Raw genomic sequence first — 18,975 nt, 5'->3', positions numbered from 1 at the left:
CGGTGCTTGATCGATCGGCCGCGGCATACTGGATGCCCCGCATGCGCTGGGCATGACAGTCATCGGGTGGGCAGAGGAGCGCAAGCGACGTGCCCACCTCTTTTGCGGCGACAATGGGCACGCTTCGCTTAGCCCACGATCTCAGCGCTGTCGTCCCGGCCAAGCGAGCAACGCGAGCGCGAGCCGGGATCCATAACCACCCGCTTTAGTTTCGCGCCGGGGCGTCCGCCAGTTTGCCTTCTCGATCGATCACGCGGTATGATTCCCGCCTTCGCGGGGACGACGGAGAGAGTCACCCATCACCAGCGCCACGCGCCCGATCGCCTTGCGGTCAATGAGAAGCCGCATCGCCTCGGCGTAATCTTCCAGCGGCAGGCGGTGCGAGACGTTGGGGCGGATTTTTCCGGCCTCGGCCCACTCGGTGAGTTGCCTGATCCTGACCTCGCCGAGTGCGGGATTTCTCCGCACCGCCTCGCCGGCCCGGACGCCGAGTACGCTCGCGCCCTTGATCATCAACAGATTGGTCTTCGCAAGGCCGATGCCGCCGGTGAAGCCGATGACGAGCAGCCGCGCGCCCCAGTTGATGCAGCGCATCGAGTTCTCGAACACTTCGCCACCGACCGGATCGAACACGACGTCGGCCCCTCGCCCGTCGGTGATGCGCTTCACGGCGTCGCGGAACGGCTCACGATCGTAGCGGATGAGATGATCGGCGCCCCTTGCTTTCGCAATCGCCAGCTTCTCGTCGCTCGACGCCGTGGCGATGACGACAGCACCGAGCATCTTGCCGATCTCGACGGCGGCGAGCCCGACGCCGCCACCGGCGCCATGCACCAGCAGCACCTCGCCCGCCCGAAGCTGCCCGCGGTCGATCAGCGCGTGATAGGCGGTGCCATGGCCGGCCAGGAACGTTGCACCCTCGGCATAGTCGAACGTCGACGGCAGCTTGATGAGCTGTGACGGCGTGGCTACCGCCTCATCGCAATAGGCGCCGTGCCGCATCCTGACGATCACGCGCTCGCCCACCGCGACACCTTCCGCCGCGTGGACCTCGACAATATCGCCCGCGGCCTCCATGCCCGGCGTGAACGGCAGCGGCGGCTTGAGCTGATACTCGCCCGCCACCATCAGCACGTCAGGGAAATTCAAGCCGGCGGCCCGGATGGCGACGCGCACCTGCCCCGGCGCCAGCGGCGAGGAGGCAAATGTTTCCAGGTGCAGATTCTCGGGCGGGCCGAGCTCGCGGCAGACGACGGCGCGCGGCATCAGGCGGCCTGCACCTTCAACCGCTCCAGTGCCTCGCGGATCAAGGGCATGCGGTCGTTGCCGAAATACATGTCGGTCTTGCCAACGAAGATGGTCGGCGACCCGAACCCGCCGCGCGCCATCACCTCGTCGGTGTTGGCCTTGAGCTGATCCTTGATCGCCTGCTGGCCGATACCCTCGAAAAACTTCACATGGTCGATGCCGACCTTCTTGCAGATCTCCGTCAACACGGAGTCCTGCGAGATGTCCTTGTCGTCGCCCCAATAAGTCTCGAACACCGCGCGCGCGAACGGCACCATGTCGTTGTTGCCGAGCCAGATGCAGCCGCGCATCGCCTTGACGCTGTTCACCGGAAACACCGTCGGCGGCATCTTGATCGTGAGCCCAGCCGAACGCGCCCAGTCGGCGAGGTCTTTTTTCATGTAACGCGCCTTGAGCGGCACCGGCGTCTCGCGGGAGGCGTAGACGCTGGGGTTGACGGTATTGAAGATGCCGCCGACCAGGATCGGCCGCCAGCTGATCTCGACGCCGAGCTCTTTTGCGAGCGGCTGGATGTTGTGGAAGGCGAGATAGGTCCAGGGACTGGAGCAGTCGAAGAAGAATTCGAGCATGGGTGTTTTCCTTTTGTTGTTGACCCTCGTCCTGAGGAGCCGCGCAGCGGCGTCTCGAAGGATGCAGGCCCGTCTGTGGCCTCATGGTTCGAGACGCGCGTTCCGCGCTCCTCACCATGAGGGGATAGAGTGTCACTTCCTCTCCGCCAGCTCCTTCGCTCGCGCACCGAACATATTCCGCCGCGCTTCCTCGTCGAACGGCTCCTTGACGAACTTGCCAATTGCCAGCCCCGCCTGCACCTTCGGCCGCGCGCGGACCTCGGCGTACCAGCGCCTGACGTTCGGGTAATCGTCCAGCGTAAAGCCCTGCGCCTTGTGGGTCATGGTCCAGGGGAAGCAGGCGATGTCCGCGATCGAATAGTCGCCGGCGACATAGGCGCCAGTCTTGCCGAGCTGGCGGTCGAGCACGCCGTAGAGCCGCGCCGCCTCGTCGCGGTAGCGCTCGATCGCATAGGGGATTTTTTCCGCCGCATAGAGCGCGAAATGACCGTGCTGGCCGAGCATGGGCCCCAGCCCACTCATCTGACACATCAGCCATTCCATCACGCGGGAGCGTGGGCGCGTCTCCTTCGGCAGAAAGCGCCCGGTCTTGTCGGCGAGATAGATCAGGATGGCGCCGGTCTCGAACACTGAAAGCGGCCCCTGCCCATCGGCCGGCTCATGATCGACAATGGCCGGAATCCGGTTATTCGGGCTGATCGCCAGAAATTCCGGCCTGAACTGCTCGCCGGCGCGAATGTTGACCGGAATGACCCGATAGGGAAGCCCGAGTTCCTCCAGTATGATCGAGATCTTCCAGCCATTCGGCGTCGGCGCATAATGCAGGTCGATCATAGCTCCCCTAGCTGCCGGTCACGGGGAAGCCCCAAGGCGGCGACTTTTGTTGTTCTGTACCTCGATCCTAAGACATGGCAGACAGGCGCTCAATCAGAACTGACCGGGAGGCTCCCATGCTGTTTCCAACCACGATCGCAGGCTCGTTGCCCAAGCCAGAATGGCTGGCCGAACCCAACATGCTGTGGGCGCCCTGGAAATCGAAGGGCGACGAACTGGCCCGCGCCAAGCGCGACGCCACCATGCTGGCGGTGAAGCTGCAGGAGGATGCCGGCGTCGATATCGTCACCGAGGGCGAGCAGGCCCGCCAGCATTTCGTCCACGGCTTCCTGGAGAAGGTCGAGGGCATCGATTTCGCCCACAAGGTCGAGATGGGCATCCGCAATGATCGCTACAAGGCGATGGTGCCGCAGGTGATCGCACCGCTGACGCTGAAAGGCCGCGTCCATGCGGATGAGGCCCGCGTCGCCCGCACCCACACCACCCGCAAGCTGAAATTCACCCTGCCCGGCCCGATGACCATCGCCGATACCGTCGCGGACAAATATTACGGCGACAAGGTCAAGATGGCGTTTGCCTTTGCCGAGTTGCTCAACGCCGAGGCCAAGGCGTTGCAGGCCGACGGCGTCGACGTGATCCAGTTCGACGAGCCCGCCTTCAACGTCTTCATGGACGAAGTCTCCGACTGGGGCATCAAGGCACTGGAGCGCGCCGCCGAAGGGCTGACCTGCACCACCGCCGTCCACATCTGCTACGGCTACGGCATCAAGGCCAATACCGACTGGAAAGAGACGCTGGGAGCCGAGTGGCGGCAGTACGAGGATATTTTCCCGGCGATTGCGAAAAGCCCAATCCAGCAGGTGGCGATCGAGTGCCGCAATTCAAAGGTGCCGCTCGATCTGCTGGCGCTGCTACCGGGTAAGGTCGTCCAGGCCGGCGTCATTGATGTGGCCAGCGATACGGTCGAGACCGCCGAGGATGTGGTGAAGGTGATTGAGGCGGTCGCGAAGTTCGTGCCGCTGAGCAACATCGTCGCGACGACGAATTGCGGCATGGCCCCGATGCGGCGGGATATTGCGGAGGCGAAGCTGGTAGCACTTGGCGCAGGCGCGAAGCTGGCGCGGCAGAAGTTGGCATAGTCGTCATTGCGAGCGCAGCGAAGCAATCCACCGCTCCACACGGGGATAGATGGATTGCTTCGTCGCTTCGCTCCTCGCAATGACGAGGTGACCGCCTATTTCACCGCACTCGGATGCAGCACCGGCCGATATCCCGCGCCGAACGCGCGCAGCGTTGACGGCGGCGTCAGCAGCAGCGCGTCATCGATCGCGACATCTATCTTGCGATAGCCAGCCATCGACCATTGCAGCACCCTTTCCGCCACGATCACAAAACTCTCTTCACCCCGCACCACCATCGCGCCATCAGGCAGTTGTGTCACGGGAACCGGCAGCGGATGCAGCCGCTTCCTGCCGCGCTCCAGCCGCTCCTGGTGCAGCACGGCGTCCATCTCCCGCGCGCGAATGTCCGAAACACCGTTGCCCTTTTCCCAGCAGCTACGAAAACGGTTGGCGTCGTCGCGGCGGCAGAAGAAGCATGGGCGGTGGCCGGCGGCGAAGGCGGTGGCTTCGTCGAGAAAGAACAGCTCGGTCCAGCTGCGCCGGCCCATCACCGGCCGTCGCCAGCCTCTGAACTCGCAGAGGCAAGTGATCCACGCCGGGCTCGACCAGCGCTTTTTCAGCAAGGTCTTCGTTGCGGGATCGTGGATGATGCCGCGATTGCCGGTGAAGAGGCCGCGATGCGGGGTGGCGATGATGTCGCCGGTGGGGGTGACGCGGTTCTGCAGGGGCATGGGGCGTCATTCCATCGTCATTCCGGGGCGCGCCTCTTGGCGCGAGCCCGGAATCCATACTCACGATGGTGGTTATGGATACCGAGCTCGCCTCTTCGAGGCGCCCCGGAATGACAGAAAGCCATCACGACCGGATCGGCGGCTGGTACGACAGCGCGGTGTCCCAGGGAAAATGGATCCAGGTGTCCTGCGACACTTCGGTGATGAAGGTATCGACCAGCGGCTTGCCCTTCGGCTTGGCGTAGACGGTGGCGAAATGCGCGTCGGGCAGCATCTGGCGCACCATCCGCCCGGTCGCGCCGGTGTCGACGAGGTCGTCGACGATCAAGAGCCCCTTGCCGGTGCCGCCGCCGAGTTTGGCGACGTCGGCAGAGACGCTCTTGAGCACGTGCAGGTCGCCCTGGCTGGTGTGGTCGTAGCTGGCAATGCAGACGGTATCGATCACGCGCAGGCCGAGTTCGCGGGCTACGATCGCCGCAGGCACGAGGCCGCCGCGGGTGATCGCGATCACGGCATGAAACGGCCCGACCTCGTTGAGCCGCCAGGTCAGCGCCCGGCAATCCCGATGAAACTGGTCCCAGGAGACCGGAAAGGGCCGGCCTGCCCGCGCCTCGGCGCTCGGTTCGGAAGTGTTGTCTGCCATCTTGGTTCGCCTTGTCTTACCGCCCTGCTAGCGCGCCACGTTCAATCCCGCCAGCATCTCCTTCACCGCGGCCATGGCGGCGTTCAGCTTGTCAGGGTCGCGCGAGCGGACGACGAGGTTGGTGTTGGGCTTCTTGTCCTCGTCCATGAACGGATAGCTGCCGATGATGGTGTCGGGATGGGCGTTGGCGATCTCGCGCAGCGGCCCGCCAATGTCGCCTTCCCGCGCATTGGCCGTGACCGAGTCCGAGAGCATCCGCGCGCCGGATTTCAGCTTGGGCGCGACGATGTCCATCATCGCCTGCATGATCGAGGGGATGCCGGCCATTACGATGACGTTGCCGAGCTTGAAGCCGGGCGCCAGGATAGTGGCGCTCTGGATCAGCTCGGCGCCGTCGGGCACGCGGGCCATCCGCAGCCGCGCCTCGTTCAGGTCCTGCTCGCTCCAGCGCTCGCGGAAGCGCGCCACGACTTCCGGATGATGGTCGATCGCAACCCCAAAAGCCTTGGCGACGCTGTCAGCGGTGATGTCGTCATGGGTCGGCCCGATGCCGCCGGTGGTAAAGACGTAGGTGTAGCGATTCCGCAGTGCATTAAGTGCATCGACGATGTCGGTCTCGTCGTCGGCGACGATGCGGACCTCCCTGAGGTCGATGCCGATATTGGTCAGGTATTCGGCGATGAAGCCGATATTCTTGTCCTTGGTCCGGCCGGACAGGATCTCGTCGCCAATGACCAGAATACCCGCCGTGACGATCTCGCTCATGACTTCTCCCCACCTGTCCCGGTACTTTGCGCAAGCAACGCATTGAAGTCACGGGGATTTGCTGCCGAAATAAGCACCCGGCAGCCCTTTTTTAGGGCAGCGCGGCGAGCTACCCCCTCGAAATGCCGCGAGCCAATGCATATCGCGCTGGCCCGAGCCTTGCTACCATCCCGTGAAGTCATGCACTGTGCCGCATGGCTTCGGGGGATAGTCAGGGTTTATGGCAGTAGCCTTTGATGAAATGAACGGGCCCGGCGGCGACCTCCGTCCGGCCTATCAGGAGCTTTCCCGCTGGCTGAAAGAGACGCCGCCGGAGGCACTGGAATATCGCCGCCAGGAGGCGGAACTCCTGTTCCGCCGGATCGGCATCACCTTCGCCGTCTATGGCGATGCCGAAGCCCAGGAACGGCTGATCCCGTTCGACGTGATTCCGCGGATCATGTCGGGCAAGGAATGGACGGTGCTGGAAAAGGGCCTGAAGCAGCGGGTCCGCGCGCTCAACATGTTCCTGCGCGACATCTATCACGGCCGCGACATCCTGCGCGCCAACATCATCCCCGATGACCTGATCTTCCAGAACCCGGTCTTCCGCCCCGAGATGAACGGCCAGAGCGTGCCGCACGACGTCTATGTGCACATCGCCGGCATCGACATCGTCCGGACTGACGCCGAGAATTTCATCGTGCTGGAAGACAATGCACGCACGCCCTCCGGCGTGTCCTACATGCTGGAAAACCGCGAAATCATGATGCGGCTGTTTCCGGACCTGTTCGCCCGCCACCGCGTGGCGCCGGTGGAGCGCTATCCCGACGAACTGCTGTCGGCACTGCGCTCGGTGGCGCCGCTCTCCGCCTCGGCGGAGCCGACGGTGGCGCTGATGACGCCCGGGGTCTACAACTCCGCCTATTACGAACACTCCTTCCTCGCAGACAAGCTCGGCATCGAGCTGGTCGAGGGGCGCGACCTCATCGTCAAGAGCGACGAGGTGTTCATGCGCACCACAGAAGGGCTGAAGCGCGTCGACGTGATCTACCGCCGCGTCGACGACGACTTCCTCGATCCCCTCACCTTCCGCCCGGATTCAGCGCTCGGCGTCCCCGGGCTGATGTCGGCCTATGCCGCCGGCAACATCACGCTGGCCAACGCGGTCGGCACCGGCATCGCCGACGACAAGGCGATCTATTCCTATATGCCGGACATCGTAAAATTCTATCTCGGCGAGGAGCCGATCCTGAAGAACGTGCCGACCTGGCGCTGCCGCGAGCCAAAGGATCTGGCCTATGTGCTCGACAACTTAAGCGAACTGGTCGTCAAGGAAGTGCACGGCTCCGGCGGCTACGGCATGCTGATCGGCCCCGCCGCGACCAAGGCGACGATCGAGGCGTTCCGCGACAAGCTCAAGCGCGAGCCGGAAGGCTTCATTGCCCAGCCGACGCTGGCGCTCTCGACCTGTCCGACCTGCACCGCGTCCGGCCTTGCGCCGCGCCATGTCGACCTGCGGCCGTTCGTGCTGACAGGGAGCAAGCACGTCACCATCGTGCCGGGCGGGTTGACGCGGGTGGCGCTGAAGGAAGGCTCGCTGGTGGTCAATTCCAGCCAGGGCGGCGGCACCAAGGACACCTGGATACTGGACGAATAGAGATGCTGTCGCGCACCGCCGAAAACCTGTACTGGCTGGCCCGCTATGTCGAGCGCGCCGAATATATCGCGCGCACCATCGACGCGACGCTTCGCGTCACCGCGCTGCCCGCCGCCTATATCGGCAAGACCAATGAGTGGGAATCGGCGCTTTTGACCGCCGGCGTCAGCGAGAGCTTCTTCGAAGCCTATCTCGAAGCCAACGAGCAGAACGTCGTCGAGTATCTCGCATTCTCGCCGGCCAATCCCTCCTCGATCAAAAACTGCATCGAGGCGGCGCGGCTGAACTCGCGCTCGGTCCGCACCGCGCTAACGTCGGAGATGTGGGACACCATCAACTCGGCCTGGATCGAATTGCAGGAGGTGTGGGGCAAGGGCACCTCGAGCCGCGAGGAACTGGCGCGCTTTCTCCGTTTCGTGCAGGAGACCTCGCTGCGCTTCGACGGCTCGGCCTACCGAACCATGCTGCGCAACGACGCCTACTGGTTTTCGCGGCTGGGCGTGCATCTGGAGCGCGCCGACAACACCGCCCGCATTCTCGACGTGAAGTATCACGTGCTGCTGCCCGAGGAGGAACATGTCGGCGGCCCCCTGGATTATTACCAGTGGACCTCGATCCTGCGCTCGGTATCGGCAACGACCGCCTATCACTGGGTCTATCGCGAGACGCTGAAGCCGTGGCTGATCGCCGATCTCCTGATCCTCAACGACACGCTGCCGCGCTCACTGGCGAGCTGCTACAGCAACCTCGTACGCAACCTCGACCAGATCGGCGTCGCCTATGGCCGCCAGGGCCCCTCCCAGCGCCACGCCCGCGGCGTGCGTAACCGGCTTGAACACAGCCATATGGACGATATCTTCCAGCACGGTGTGCATGAATTCATCCAGGAATTCATCGCCGACAATTCGCGGTTGGGTGAGATCATCACCAGGCAGTATTTGATTTGATCAAGCGCCGTCATTCCGGGGCGGCTCGCAGAGCCGAATCCGGAATCTCGAGATTCTTTGGGGCGCAAGGGCGCCCCAGAGTTCGCTTCGCGCCCCGGAATGACGAAGAGAATACGAGACACAAGATGCGCCTGCGAATTGCCCATACCACGACCTATCGCTACGAGCCGGCCGCCTCGGGCGTGATCCAGATCCTGCGCATGACGCCCGGCAGCCATGACGGGCAGTATGTCGCCGAATGGCAGATCGACGTCTCGACCGATTCGCGGCTCGATATGCACCAGGACGCATTCGGCAACCTCACCCATGTGCTCACCTATGGATCGATCGCCGACCTCACCATCCATGTCGAGGGGCTGGTCGAGACCCACGACACCGGCGGCGTGCTGCGCGGCACCGACGAGCGCTTCCCGGCCGGCCTGTTCCTGCGCCAGACCGCGCTGACGACGGTCAACCCGGCGATGGCAACCTTTGCCCGCGAGCTGCGCGCGGAATCCGACGGCGACGTGCTCGGCTTCCTGCACGCACTGATGGTGCAGATCAACGAGCACATGACGTTCGACGAGGACCCGACCAATTCAGGCACGTCGGCGGCGGAAGCGTTCGCCCTCAAGCGCGGCGTCTGCCAGGACTACGCCCATATCTTCATCGCCTGCGCCCGCTCCGGCGGCGTGCCGGCGCGGTTCGTCTCCGGCCATCTCTTGCGCGCAGACGGCACCGTGCATCAGCAGGCCGGACACGCCTGGGCCGAAGCCCATGTGCCCGACCTCGGTTGGGTCGGCTTCGACACCGCCAATGGCATCTGCACGACGGACGCGCATGCCCGCGTCGCCATCGGGCTCGATTACCTCGGCGCCGCCCCCGTGCGCGGCACCCGCTATGGCGGCGGCAGCGAGACGCTGACGGTTGCCGTGAAGGTCGAACAGGCCGGACGGCCGGGGCAATGGCAGAACCAGTCGCAGTAGGCCGGCGCTTTTCCCATCGTCATTGCGAGCCAACGGGTCGCGCGAATGCGCGCCCGATGACAGGCTCCGCGAAGCAATCCACGCTACAACGCGGGGATAGATGGATTGCTTCGTCGCTTCGCTCCTCGCAATGACAGTGGACGATCGTCACTTATCCAGCCACACATCCTCAAAGCGCAGATTGTTGTACTGGCTGTTGGCATGGGGGCGGAAATTCTTCACATGGGGCTGCCAGCAATTGGCGGCCGAGGAGTGCAGGATGACGGGCCGCGCGGCGTCCTCGACCAGCAGCCGCTCGATCTCCCAGACCATCTTCTTGCGCTTGTCCGGGTCGAGCTCGCTTGATTGCGCCGCCAGCAGACGATCGACCTCGGCATTGCAATATTGCGTGTAGTTGCGCTCCGACTTGCAGGAATAGTTCTCGACGATATTGCCGTCGGGATCGTCAACGCTGACGCCGGTGACGTTGAGCCCGATCGTGTAATCCTTCTTGGCGAGCCGCGCGTACCAGCGCGGCGTGTCGAGAATGTCGAGCTCGCCGACGATATGGATCTTCTTGAGCTGGTCGATCAGGATGACAGCGGGATCGCGATAGGTCGGCAGATTCCGCGTCTGGATCTTGATCTGTAGCGGCTTTGCGTCGCTATAGCCGAGCTTCTGCATGATCGCCTGCGCCTCGGCGATGTTCTTCTCGGTTTCGGGACCGTAGCCAGGAAGCTGCGACAGCATTTCCGAAGGCATGCCCCATTCGCCTTCGGGCTGCGCCAGCATCGCCCCGCCCATCCGCGCCAGCCCCTCCATCAGGATGGTGTTGAACGGCTTGCGGTCCAGCGCCAGCGACATCGCCTTTCGGATGTCCGGATTGTCGAACGGCGGATTGACGCGGTTGACCATCAGGTTGATCAGCGTCCCTGTGGTGGTCATCTCGCAGATCGCATTCGGCGCGCGCGCCTTGATGTCCTTCATCAGGGGAATACTGACGTCGGAGGGAAAGGTGATGTCGTATTCGCCGGTCGAAAACGCCAGCATGCGCGTGGCGCGGCTGTCGATCATCCGGAACGTGATCTCGTCGAGATACGGTCGGTCCTTTTTCCAGTAGTCGGGATTGCGTACCAGGCGAACGGACTCGCCGCGCTTGAACTCCACAAACCTGAACGGTCCGGTGCCGACAGGCTTGGTGCGCATCACCTGCTGCGGCACATGGCAGGGATAGACGGGCGAAAACGCGCTCGCCAGCAGCACCGGCAGGCTCGGCTGCGGCTCGCTCAGCTCGAACGTCGCCTCATAGTCGCCATTGATGGAGACGTCCTGCAGCTTCGTGTACCAGACCTTGCGCGGGTTGCGTTTGAAGTCCTGGGTCTCGGTCTTGCCGATCAGCATCCGCCAGGTGCACTGCACGTCCTTGGCGGTGAACGGCTGGCCGTCGTGCCACTTCACGCCCTGCCGGAGCTTGAAGGTCAACTTCGTATTGGTGGAATCCCACGACCAGCTTTCGGCGAGATCGGGAATGACGGTGTCGATGCTCTCATGCACCTTGGCCGGATCGAACACGACCAGATTGTTGAAGATGGCCGCGAACGGCGTGACCGAGGCAATCGTCGCTTCCTCGTGCAGCGAGGCCGAGGGCGGATTGTCGTTGTGATAGAGCCTGAGCGTGCCGCCCTTTTTCTGCGCCACGGCAGGAACTGCCGTGAGCAAGGCGGCACAGAGCGCCACCATGGAGACGGTGAGTTCGCGTGATAGCCGCTTGCCGCGCATGATGAGGCCTCCCGATATTTCTTGTTGTTATGGAGGGACAGCGTGCCGGAGGCGGCGGACTCAAGTCAATATTCACAGGCGCGATAGTTCGATGCGGCGCAGGCATCCGCCATGGACTTCGCCTGCGACATTTCCGCAGGGGTCATCGTCTTCGACATTTCACGCAAGCCGGCCCTCGCCTTGGCATCGCCACGCCTGGCGGCGACGCTGAACCACATGAAGGCGCGGGCCTGGTTCGGCGCCGTGCCCTCGCCCTTGCGATACATGGTTCCGATCTGGGTCTGCGCCTTCGGATTGCCCTGTTCGGCCAGCGGGCGGAACAGCCGGATCGCGGGCAGGTAGTCGCCGCGATTATAGGCCACCATGCCGTCTTCCCAGGGGCCGGCCAGCGCGTGGGCGCTGCTGAGCAGGAGCGTCCCCGCCGCTATGGCTGCCAGAGCTGATTTCCGCATGGGCTCCCCCCGGCCTTCTCCCTGCCTTCTCCTGGGACATGGTACCCAGCGGGAGCATGCCGCGCCACGGGAATTGGGGTTGGATGCCCCATCGAAATTGGCTACTAGTTTGGCGCCGAAAATGAATGCGTTCGGGGACGTGGAATGACCTATTGCTGCGGAATTCTGGTGCGGGACGGCCTCGTCATGATCGCGGATACCCGCACCAATGCCGGCCTCGACAACGTCTCGACCTTCCGCAAGCTGCATATTTTCTCAAAGCCCGGCGAGCGCATCATGGCGATTGCCTCGGCCGGCAACCTCGCGATCAGCCAGTCCGTGCTGTCGACGCTGACGGAGGGCATCGAAGACCCCAACACCGGCGACGTCGAGACGCTGATGAACGCGCCGACCATGTTCCAGGCCGCGCAGCGCATCGGGCGGGCAATCCGCATGGTCCATGCCACCGAAGGCCCGGCGCTGCGGTCCGAAGATGTCTCCTTCGACGTCTCCTTCCTGTTCGGCGGCCAGATCAAGGGCTCGCGGATGCGGCTGTTCATGGTCTACACCGCCGGCAATTTCATCGAATGCACCACCGACACGCCGTACTTGCAGATCGGCGAGCATAAATACGGCAAGCCGGTGCTGGACCGCGCGATGCATTACGACGTCGAACTCTACGAGGCGCTGAAGACCGGCCTGATCTCGATGGATTCGACCATGCGCTCCAATCTCGGCGTCGGCCTGCCGATCGATGTTCTGGTGGTGCGCACGGACGCCTGCGAGGCCGATCTCAACCACCGCATCGAGGCCGGCGAGCCATATTTCCACGACCTGCGCTCGCGCTGGTCGGCGGCGCTGCGCGCGGCGCATCAGAATATTCCGAGACCACCCTACAAATCCGAAACAGAAGCAAAGAAGTAAGGCGAGGAAACAATGGCCGACGCAACCAACAAGATCGCACTCGTCACCGGCGCAGGCACCGGCGTCGGACGCGCCGCATCGCTGGCGCTGATGAATGCCGGTTACACCGTGGTGCTGGCCGGGCGCCGCATGGAGATGCTGGAGGAGACGAAGAAGCTCGGCGACAATGTCGGCAAGAGCATGTGCGTTTCCGCCGACATGACCAAGCCGGAGTCGATCGCGGCGCTGTTCGCCAAGGTGAAGGACACCTATGGACGGCTCGACGTGCTCTTCAACAACGCCGGCATGGGCGCGCCGCCGGTCAATTTCGAGGACCTCAGCCTGGAACAGTGGCAGGCGGTGGTCAACACCAACCTCACCGGCCCCTTCCTGTGTACCCAGCACGCCTTCCGCATCATGAAGGACCAGAACCCGCGCGGCGGCCGCATCATCAACAACGGCTCGATCTCGGCGCACGCCCCCCGCCCATTCTCCGCGGCCTATACCTCGACCAAACACGCCATCACCGGCCTGACCAAGGCCTCCAATCTCGACGGCCGCATGTATGATATCGCGGTCGGCCAGGTCGACATCGGCAATGCCGCGACCCCGATGACCGACCGCATGGTCGCCGGCCCCGGCGTGATGCAGCCGGACGGCACGATGAAGCACGAGCCGCGCATGGACGCGAAGGCGGTTGGCGATGCCGTCGCCTACATGGCCAGCCTGCCGCTCGACGCCAACGTGCTGTTCATGACGGTGATGGCAACCAAGATGCCGTTCGTGGGACGGGGGTAACCTCTCGTACCCCGGGCGCGACGCAGCATGAAATGCTGCGTCGCTGAACCGGGGCTCATACTAGCGGCACGATAGGTCCCGGCTCTGCGGAGCAGCGTGAAGGACGCTGCACCGCGTCCGGGACACGCACCCTCCAGCTAATTCACGCGTAGCACTCGCTCCCGCAGGAGCCGCGGCGAACCTCATACATCTCGTAATTGTGAAAGTAGCCACGCGAACGACGTGGTGTATGCTCCTTTTCGGCTCGCGTCGCGCTCGCACTGTCGGAGCCCGCCATGTCCTCGAAGGAACCACACAAGCGCGAGGGGCGCGATCCCGTGCTGGTAGATCTCGCGCTGCAGGGTGGCGGGTCGCACGGCGCATTTACCTGGGGCGTGTTAGATCGACTGCTAGATGAGCCGTGGCTGCGCATTGAGGGGATATCGGGCACATCGGCCGGCGCGATGAACGCGGTGGTGCTGGCGGCGGGTTTCAAGAACGATGGCCCTGCCGGCGCGAAGTCTGCGTTGCGGGCGTTCTGGCGGCGGGTCGCCGACTCGGCGCGGTTCAGCCCGATCAGGCGGACTCCACTGGACGTCGTGCTCGGCCGCTGGACGCTTGATACGTCGCCGTTTTATCTCGCCTTCGATATGGCAAGCCGCGTGTTCTCGCCTTATGATCTGAATCTATCCCGCGCCAACCCGCTGCATCACGTTCTCGCCGAGTCCGTCGATTTCGGCCAGGTCGCGAACTCTCCGATCCGGCTGTTCGTGACGGCCACCAACGTTCACACCGGTCGCGGACGCGTGTTTCGCAACGCTGAGCTGACACCTGATGTCCTGCTCGCTTCCGCCTGCCTGCCAACGCTATTCCGCGCGATCGAGATCGATGGCGAGCCCTATTGGGACGGTGGCTACGCCGGCAACCCGACGATTACGCCGCTGGTGCGCGAGACCGACTCGCATGACACGCTCCTGGTCGCCGTCAATCCGGTCGAACGTCAGGGGGTACCGCGCTCGGCGCGCGAAATTCTCGACCGATTGAACGAGGTCTCGTTCAACGCGACGCTGCTCAAGGAGCTGCGCATGATCGCGCTGCTCCGACAGGTCGTGGACGCGGGAAGCTCCGAGGGGCGCAAATGGGCCGAGATGCGCGTTCATCTCATCGCCAGCAAGATGCTAGCCGAGCTTGGCGCATCCTCGAAGTTCAACGCCGAATGGGATTTCCTTTGCATGCTGCGGGATGAGGGCCGCCATGCCGCGGAGGCCTTCCTTGCGGCGAGCGGCCAGAACATCGGCCAGCGTTCGTCGGTGGATCTGGACATCCTGTTACAGCACGTTTGACGACAAGAGGTTTGACGGCATGGGTCTCGTCGGAATCCTTGTTGCCCTTGGCCTCCTTGTCTGGCTGTCGTTTCGCGGATGGAGCGTGCTCCTGCTCGCGCCGGCTGTGGCGATCGTCGCTGCGGCCTTCGCCGGAGAGCCCCTGCTCGCCCATTGGACCCAGACTTTCATGGGCAGTGCGGCGAACTTCATTGCGCAATTCTTCCCGATATTTCTCCTGGGCGCGCTGTTCGGCAAGCTGATGGACGACAGCGGGTCGGTCCTTGCCATCGCCCGTTTCATCAGCAGCAGGCTGGGGCAGCGCCGGGCGATCCTTGCTGTCGTGCTTGCGGGCGCGCTCGTCACTTACGGCGGCGTGAGTCTTTTCGTCGCTTTTTTCGTTTTGGCGCCGATGGCACGGGAATTGTTTCGTGCCGCCGATATCCCGCATCGGCTCATGCCGGCCGCCATCGCGCTCGGCACATCCACCTTCACGATGTCGGCGATGCCCGGAACACCCGCGATCCAAAACACAATCCCGATGCCTTTCTTTGGTACGACGCCGTTCGCAGCACCTGGACTGGGAATCATCGCTTCGGCCATCATGCTTGCCTTCGGGCTATGGTGGCTCGCCCGCGCCGAGGCGTCGGCACGCAAATCCGGTGAAGGCTATGGCGGAGATGCGGAGCCCAGCACCGGCACCGTTGCTGACGATCAATTCATCCGGGAACGCGCCACATCGTCCCACGAGTTCGATACGGCCGAAATAACCCATGGCAAGCGCAGCGATGTGCCGCCGCCAATCGGCACGGCAATCATCCCACTCCTCGTCGTTGTCGGCGTGAACCTCCTGATGTCGGTCCTGATCCTGCCACGCCTCGACTTCTCGTTTCTTGGGGAGGATCGCTGGGGCGCCACATCGCTTGCGGGTGTGGCCGGCGTGTGGTCGGTCGCCGTCGCGCTCGCCGCCGCCACCGCAACCCTCATTGCGCTCAATCGAGCCCGTCTGGCAGACGTGCGGGCGAGCATGGATGCCGGCGCAAACGCCTCGGTGCTGCCGATCTTCAGCGTGGCCAGCCTGGTCGGCTTTGGCGCTGTCGTCGCCGCGCTGCCCGCCTTTGCGCTGGTGCGCGACTGGGTGCTGTCGATTTCCGGCGGCCCTCTCGTCTCTCTGGCTATCGCGACGAACGTCCTTGCCGCCTTGACCGGCTCGGCTTCCGGCGGATTGACCATCGCGCTCGATGCGCTTGGCGAAACTTACCTGCAAATTGCCAGGACGGCCCAGATCGACCCAGGACTCATGCACCGCATTGCCGTGATCGGGTCCGGCACGCTCGACAGCCTGCCGCACAACGGCGCCGTCGTGACGCTGCTTGCGGTCTGCGGCTCGACCCATCGCGACAGCTACTTCGATATGGTGATGGCCAATATCGTTGGGCCGGTCATTGCGCTGGTTGCTGTGATCGCCTTGGGCTCGACGCTTGGGTCTTTCTAGCCGCACCCGCCGGCCGCCCTACTCCAGCCGCTCCACCTTCCGCAGCGACGGGAACAGTTTCATCCACAGCAGCGCGACCGCGATGGTGCCGACGCCGCCGATGACGGCAGCCGGCACGGTGCCTAACAGCGCGGCCGTGACGCCGCTTTCGAATTGGCCGAGCTGGTTGCTGGCGTTGATGAACAGGAAATTGACCGCGCCGACCCGGCCGCGCATCTCGTCGGGCGTCGAGAGCTGCACCAGCGAGAAGCGGATAACGACGCTGATGGTATCGGCGGCGCCGAGCAGTGCCAGCGCCAGCACCGACAGCCACATCCATTGCGACAGCGCAAAAATCACCGTCGCCGCACCGAACACGATCACGGCCTGGAACATCCGCAAGCCGACATGGCGGTTGATGGTGTGACGGGCGAGATAGGCGGTCATCAAGAGCGCGCCCACCGCGGGCGCGGCGCGCAGGATGCCGAGACCGAGCGGGCCGGTCTGCAGGATGTCGCGCGCATAGATCGGTAATAGCGCCGTAACGCCGCCGAGCAGCACGGCGAACAGGTCGAGCGAGATGGTGCCGAGGATTGCCGGGTTGTTGCGGATGAAGCGGACGCCGGCATATACGTCGTCCGACGTCGTGTCGGTCTTCGAAAGCTCCTGCCGTTCCGCCCTGATGAAGCCGGTAAGGACTGCGCCCGCCAGCCAGAATACGACGATGACGAGATAAGGCAGGCTCGGCGCGAAGACATAAGCGAGGCCGCCGAGTGCCGGGCCGGTGATGGTCGCGATCTGGGCAGCGCCGGAGGAAATCGCGGTGGCCCGCTGCAGCGAGCCCTTTGGCGCGATCAGCGGCAGCAGCGCGGCGGTGGCCGGGCTTTCGAAGGCGCCGGCGATCCCGATCACGAAGGTCGCGATGAAGATCTGCACCTCATTGAGCCAGCCGGCAAAGGTGGAGACCGCCAGGAACAGCGCCGTCATGGCTTCCGCGATCTGGCAAAGCTGCACCACGCGCTTGCGCTCGAACCGGTCGGCCGCATGGCCGGCCACGAACACCAGCAGTGCCGTCGGCAGGAACTGCACCAGCCCGACCATGCCGAGATTGAAGGCGCTGCCGGTGAGATCATAGATCTGCCAGCCGATCGCGACCGCGGCGATCTGGCTGGAGAAGCGCGAAAGGCTGCGCGACAACAGGAAAAACAGGAACGGCCCGTGCCTGAGCAGTTCGCGGGCACCCACCGGTAGCGTTGAGGACATGGCTGTGACGGGTGGCCGAGCGGCGAGTTGTTGTCAACGGCCGGAGGCAAATGGCTATCGTGTCCCGGACGCAGCGCGGCACGAAGTGCTGCGCTGCTGAGCCGGGACCCATTCCCGTGCGTTGACAATGGGTCCCGGCTCAGCGGCGCAGCGCCAAAGAGGCGCTGCACCGCGTCCGGGATACGGACCGGGTTTTCACAGCGCGGCGGCGCTGGCATAATCCCGTCAGGGGCTTCGGGGGATCTATGCTGCAACTGCAATCGGCGTTTGGCGTGCTGGCGCTATTGGCCATCGCGTGGGCGCTCAGCGAAAACCGCCGCGCGGTCTCGTTGCGGCAGGCGGCGATCGGCCTCGCCGCCACCGTCATCACCGCACTGGTGCTGCTCAAATTGCCGCCGGTGGCCAAGGCATTCGGCGCCATCAACGATGCCGTGGGCACCATCTCGGCGGCGACACGCGCCGGCACCTCCTTCGTGTTCGGCTATGTCGGCGGCGGCGCGCCCCCCTTCGATCTCAAGGCGCCGGGCGCAGATTTTGTGCTGGCGTTCCAGGCATTGCCGATCGTACTGGTCATGAGCGTCCTGACCACGCTGCTGTTTTATTGGCGCGTGCTGCCGCCGATCGTGCGCGGCATGGCCTGGCTGTTGGAGCGCACGCTCGGCGTCGGCGGCGCGGTCGGGCTCTCGACGTCGGCCAATATCTTTCTCGGCATGGTCGAGGCGCCGCTGTTCATCCGCCCCTATCTGGCGCAGCTCACGCGCAGCGAATTGTTTCTGGTGATGACTGGCGGCATGGCCGGCATCGCCGGCACCGTGCTGGTGCTCTATGCCACTTTCCTGGCGCCGCTGATTCCGGATGCTGCTGCGCACTTCGTCATTGCGTCCGTGCTGGGCGCACCGGCGGCGATCCTGGTCAGCCTGATCATGGTGCCGGAGACATCAGACAAGCGCACCGGCGGATCATTGGAAGACCCCGACATGCAGACGTCCTCGACCATGGACGCCATCGTCAAGGGCACCACCGCAGGCCTCGAGCTGCTCCTCAACATCGTCGCGATGCTGTTGGTGCTGGTGGCGCTAGTCTATCTCGCCAATGCCATTCTCGGGCTGCTACCCGAGATCGGCGGCGCCAGGATTTCGCTGCAGCGGCTGCTCGGCTATCTGATGGCGCCAGTCTGCTGGCTGATGGGCTTGCCCTGGCCGCAAGCGATCACCGCGGGCAGCCTGATGGGCACCAAAACCGTGCTCAACGAGCTGATCGCCTATCTCGAGTTGTCAAAACTCGGCACTGAGGCGCTCGATCCACGCTCGCGGCTGATCATGCTCTATGCGATGTGCGGCTTTGCCAACTTCGCCAGCCTCGGCATCATGATCGGCGGCCTCGGCACCATGGCGCCGGAGCGGCGCGAGGAAATCAATGCGCTTGGATTGAAGTCGATCGTGTCGGGGACGATCACGACGTGCCTGATGGGTGCGGTGGTGGGGGTATTGACTTAGGACCGTCATTGCGAGCGAAGCGAAGCAAT

At 64.0% G+C, this 18,975-nt stretch carries 18 protein-coding genes; 9 read left to right on the top strand and 9 right to left on the bottom strand.

The window, feature by feature from the left end:
• Nucleotides 1-249: 249 nt before the first annotated feature.
• From RX331_RS14600 to RX331_RS14590, 3 genes are all read right to left on the bottom strand, one after another.
• Nucleotides 250-1,266 (bottom strand): NADPH:quinone oxidoreductase family protein, encoded by a 1,017-nt coding sequence (locus RX331_RS14600; RefSeq protein ID WP_317257212.1) that lies wholly within the window; start codon nt 1,264-1,266, stop codon nt 250-252.
• The gene (locus RX331_RS14595) at nt 1,266-1,877 is read right to left on the bottom strand and encodes a 2-hydroxychromene-2-carboxylate isomerase (RefSeq protein ID WP_317257211.1); all 612 of its coding nucleotides are present in this window, start codon (nt 1,875-1,877) and stop codon (nt 1,266-1,268) included. Before RX331_RS14595 ends, RX331_RS14600 begins: the two co-directional genes overlap by 1 nt.
• Nucleotides 1,878-2,009: 132 nt before the next feature.
• A complete protein-coding gene (locus RX331_RS14590; protein WP_317257210.1) occupies nt 2,010-2,711 on the bottom strand; it encodes a glutathione S-transferase N-terminal domain-containing protein in 702 nt (233 codons plus the stop codon).
• Nucleotides 2,712-2,827: 116 nt separating this feature from the next.
• On the opposite strand from RX331_RS14590, the gene RX331_RS14585 reads away from it, so the two are divergent.
• A complete protein-coding gene (locus RX331_RS14585; RefSeq protein WP_317257209.1) occupies nt 2,828-3,850 on the top strand; it encodes a methionine synthase in 1,023 nt (340 codons plus the stop codon).
• Nucleotides 3,851-3,945: 95 nt separating this feature from the next.
• On the opposite strand, the gene RX331_RS14580 is transcribed toward RX331_RS14585, so the two are convergent.
• The 3 genes from RX331_RS14580 to RX331_RS14570 all read right to left on the bottom strand — a co-directional run bounded on the left by RX331_RS14580 (nt 3,946) and on the right by RX331_RS14570 (nt 5,971).
• Nucleotides 3,946-4,563 (bottom strand): hypothetical protein, encoded by a 618-nt coding sequence (locus RX331_RS14580; protein WP_317257208.1) that lies wholly within the window; start codon nt 4,561-4,563, stop codon nt 3,946-3,948.
• 124 nt (nt 4,564-4,687) lie between these two features.
• Entirely contained in the window at nt 4,688-5,206 is a 519-nt protein-coding gene (gene gpt, locus RX331_RS14575) for a xanthine phosphoribosyltransferase (protein ID WP_317257207.1), read from the bottom strand.
• 27 nt (nt 5,207-5,233) lie between these two features.
• Entirely contained in the window at nt 5,234-5,971 is a 738-nt protein-coding gene (locus RX331_RS14570) for a competence/damage-inducible protein A (protein WP_317257206.1), read from the bottom strand.
• 220 nt (nt 5,972-6,191) lie between these two features.
• Here RX331_RS14570 and RX331_RS14565 point away from each other — a divergent pair, with 220 nt between their 5' ends.
• The 3 genes from RX331_RS14565 to RX331_RS14555 all read left to right on the top strand — a co-directional run bounded on the left by RX331_RS14565 (nt 6,192) and on the right by RX331_RS14555 (nt 9,522).
• Entirely contained in the window at nt 6,192-7,610 is a 1,419-nt protein-coding gene (locus tag RX331_RS14565) for a circularly permuted type 2 ATP-grasp protein (RefSeq protein ID WP_317257205.1), read from the top strand.
• 2 nt (nt 7,611-7,612) lie between these two features.
• Entirely contained in the window at nt 7,613-8,557 is a 945-nt protein-coding gene (locus RX331_RS14560) for an alpha-E domain-containing protein (RefSeq protein ID WP_317257204.1), read from the top strand.
• Nucleotides 8,558-8,682: 125 nt separating this feature from the next.
• Complete coding sequence (locus RX331_RS14555; protein ID WP_317257203.1) at nt 8,683-9,522, top strand: transglutaminase family protein; 840 nt, start codon at nt 8,683-8,685, stop codon at nt 9,520-9,522.
• 147 nt (nt 9,523-9,669) lie between these two features.
• Here the strand turns inward: RX331_RS14555 and RX331_RS14550 are convergent, their stop codons facing one another.
• A complete protein-coding gene (locus RX331_RS14550; protein WP_317257202.1) occupies nt 9,670-11,280 on the bottom strand; it encodes an ABC transporter substrate-binding protein in 1,611 nt (536 codons plus the stop codon).
• Nucleotides 11,281-11,345: 65 nt separating this feature from the next.
• Nucleotides 11,346-11,732 carry a hypothetical protein gene (locus RX331_RS14545; protein WP_317257201.1) on the bottom strand — a complete coding sequence of 129 codons (387 nt, stop codon included), beginning with the start codon at nt 11,730-11,732 and terminating at the stop codon, nt 11,346-11,348.
• Nucleotides 11,733-11,876: 144 nt separating this feature from the next.
• On the opposite strand from RX331_RS14545, the gene RX331_RS14540 reads away from it, so the two are divergent.
• The 4 genes from RX331_RS14540 to RX331_RS14525 all read left to right on the top strand — a co-directional run bounded on the left by RX331_RS14540 (nt 11,877) and on the right by RX331_RS14525 (nt 16,208).
• Nucleotides 11,877-12,635: a proteasome-type protease gene (locus RX331_RS14540; protein ID WP_317257200.1), complete on the top strand. Its 759-nt coding sequence runs from the start codon at nt 11,877-11,879 to the stop codon at nt 12,633-12,635.
• A 12-nt stretch (nt 12,636-12,647) separates the two neighbouring features.
• Nucleotides 12,648-13,412, top strand: a complete 765-nt coding sequence (locus RX331_RS14535; RefSeq protein WP_317257199.1) for an SDR family oxidoreductase — start codon at nt 12,648-12,650, stop codon at nt 13,410-13,412.
• 275 nt (nt 13,413-13,687) lie between these two features.
• The gene (locus RX331_RS14530) at nt 13,688-14,734 is read left to right on the top strand and encodes a patatin-like phospholipase family protein (protein ID WP_317257198.1); all 1,047 of its coding nucleotides are present in this window, start codon (nt 13,688-13,690) and stop codon (nt 14,732-14,734) included.
• Between the two features lie 19 nt (nt 14,735-14,753).
• A complete protein-coding gene (locus RX331_RS14525; RefSeq protein ID WP_317258131.1) occupies nt 14,754-16,208 on the top strand; it encodes a GntP family permease in 1,455 nt (484 codons plus the stop codon).
• An 18-nt stretch (nt 16,209-16,226) separates the two neighbouring features.
• On the opposite strand, the gene RX331_RS14520 is transcribed toward RX331_RS14525, so the two are convergent.
• Nucleotides 16,227-17,450, bottom strand: coding sequence for an MFS transporter (locus tag RX331_RS14520; protein WP_317257197.1), 1,224 nt, complete (start codon nt 17,448-17,450; stop codon nt 16,227-16,229).
• 245 nt (nt 17,451-17,695) lie between these two features.
• On the opposite strand from RX331_RS14520, the gene RX331_RS14515 reads away from it, so the two are divergent.
• Nucleotides 17,696-18,946, top strand: a complete 1,251-nt coding sequence (locus tag RX331_RS14515; RefSeq protein WP_317257196.1) for a NupC/NupG family nucleoside CNT transporter — start codon at nt 17,696-17,698, stop codon at nt 18,944-18,946.
• Nucleotides 18,947-18,975: the final 29 nt, after the last annotated feature.

Source organism: Bradyrhizobium sp. BWA-3-5 (assembly GCF_032917985.1).
Classification (GTDB): domain Bacteria; phylum Pseudomonadota; class Alphaproteobacteria; order Rhizobiales; family Xanthobacteraceae; genus Bradyrhizobium.
The sequence above is the reverse complement of the archived record's forward strand: the minus strand, read 5'-3'. Positions and strand labels throughout refer to the sequence as shown.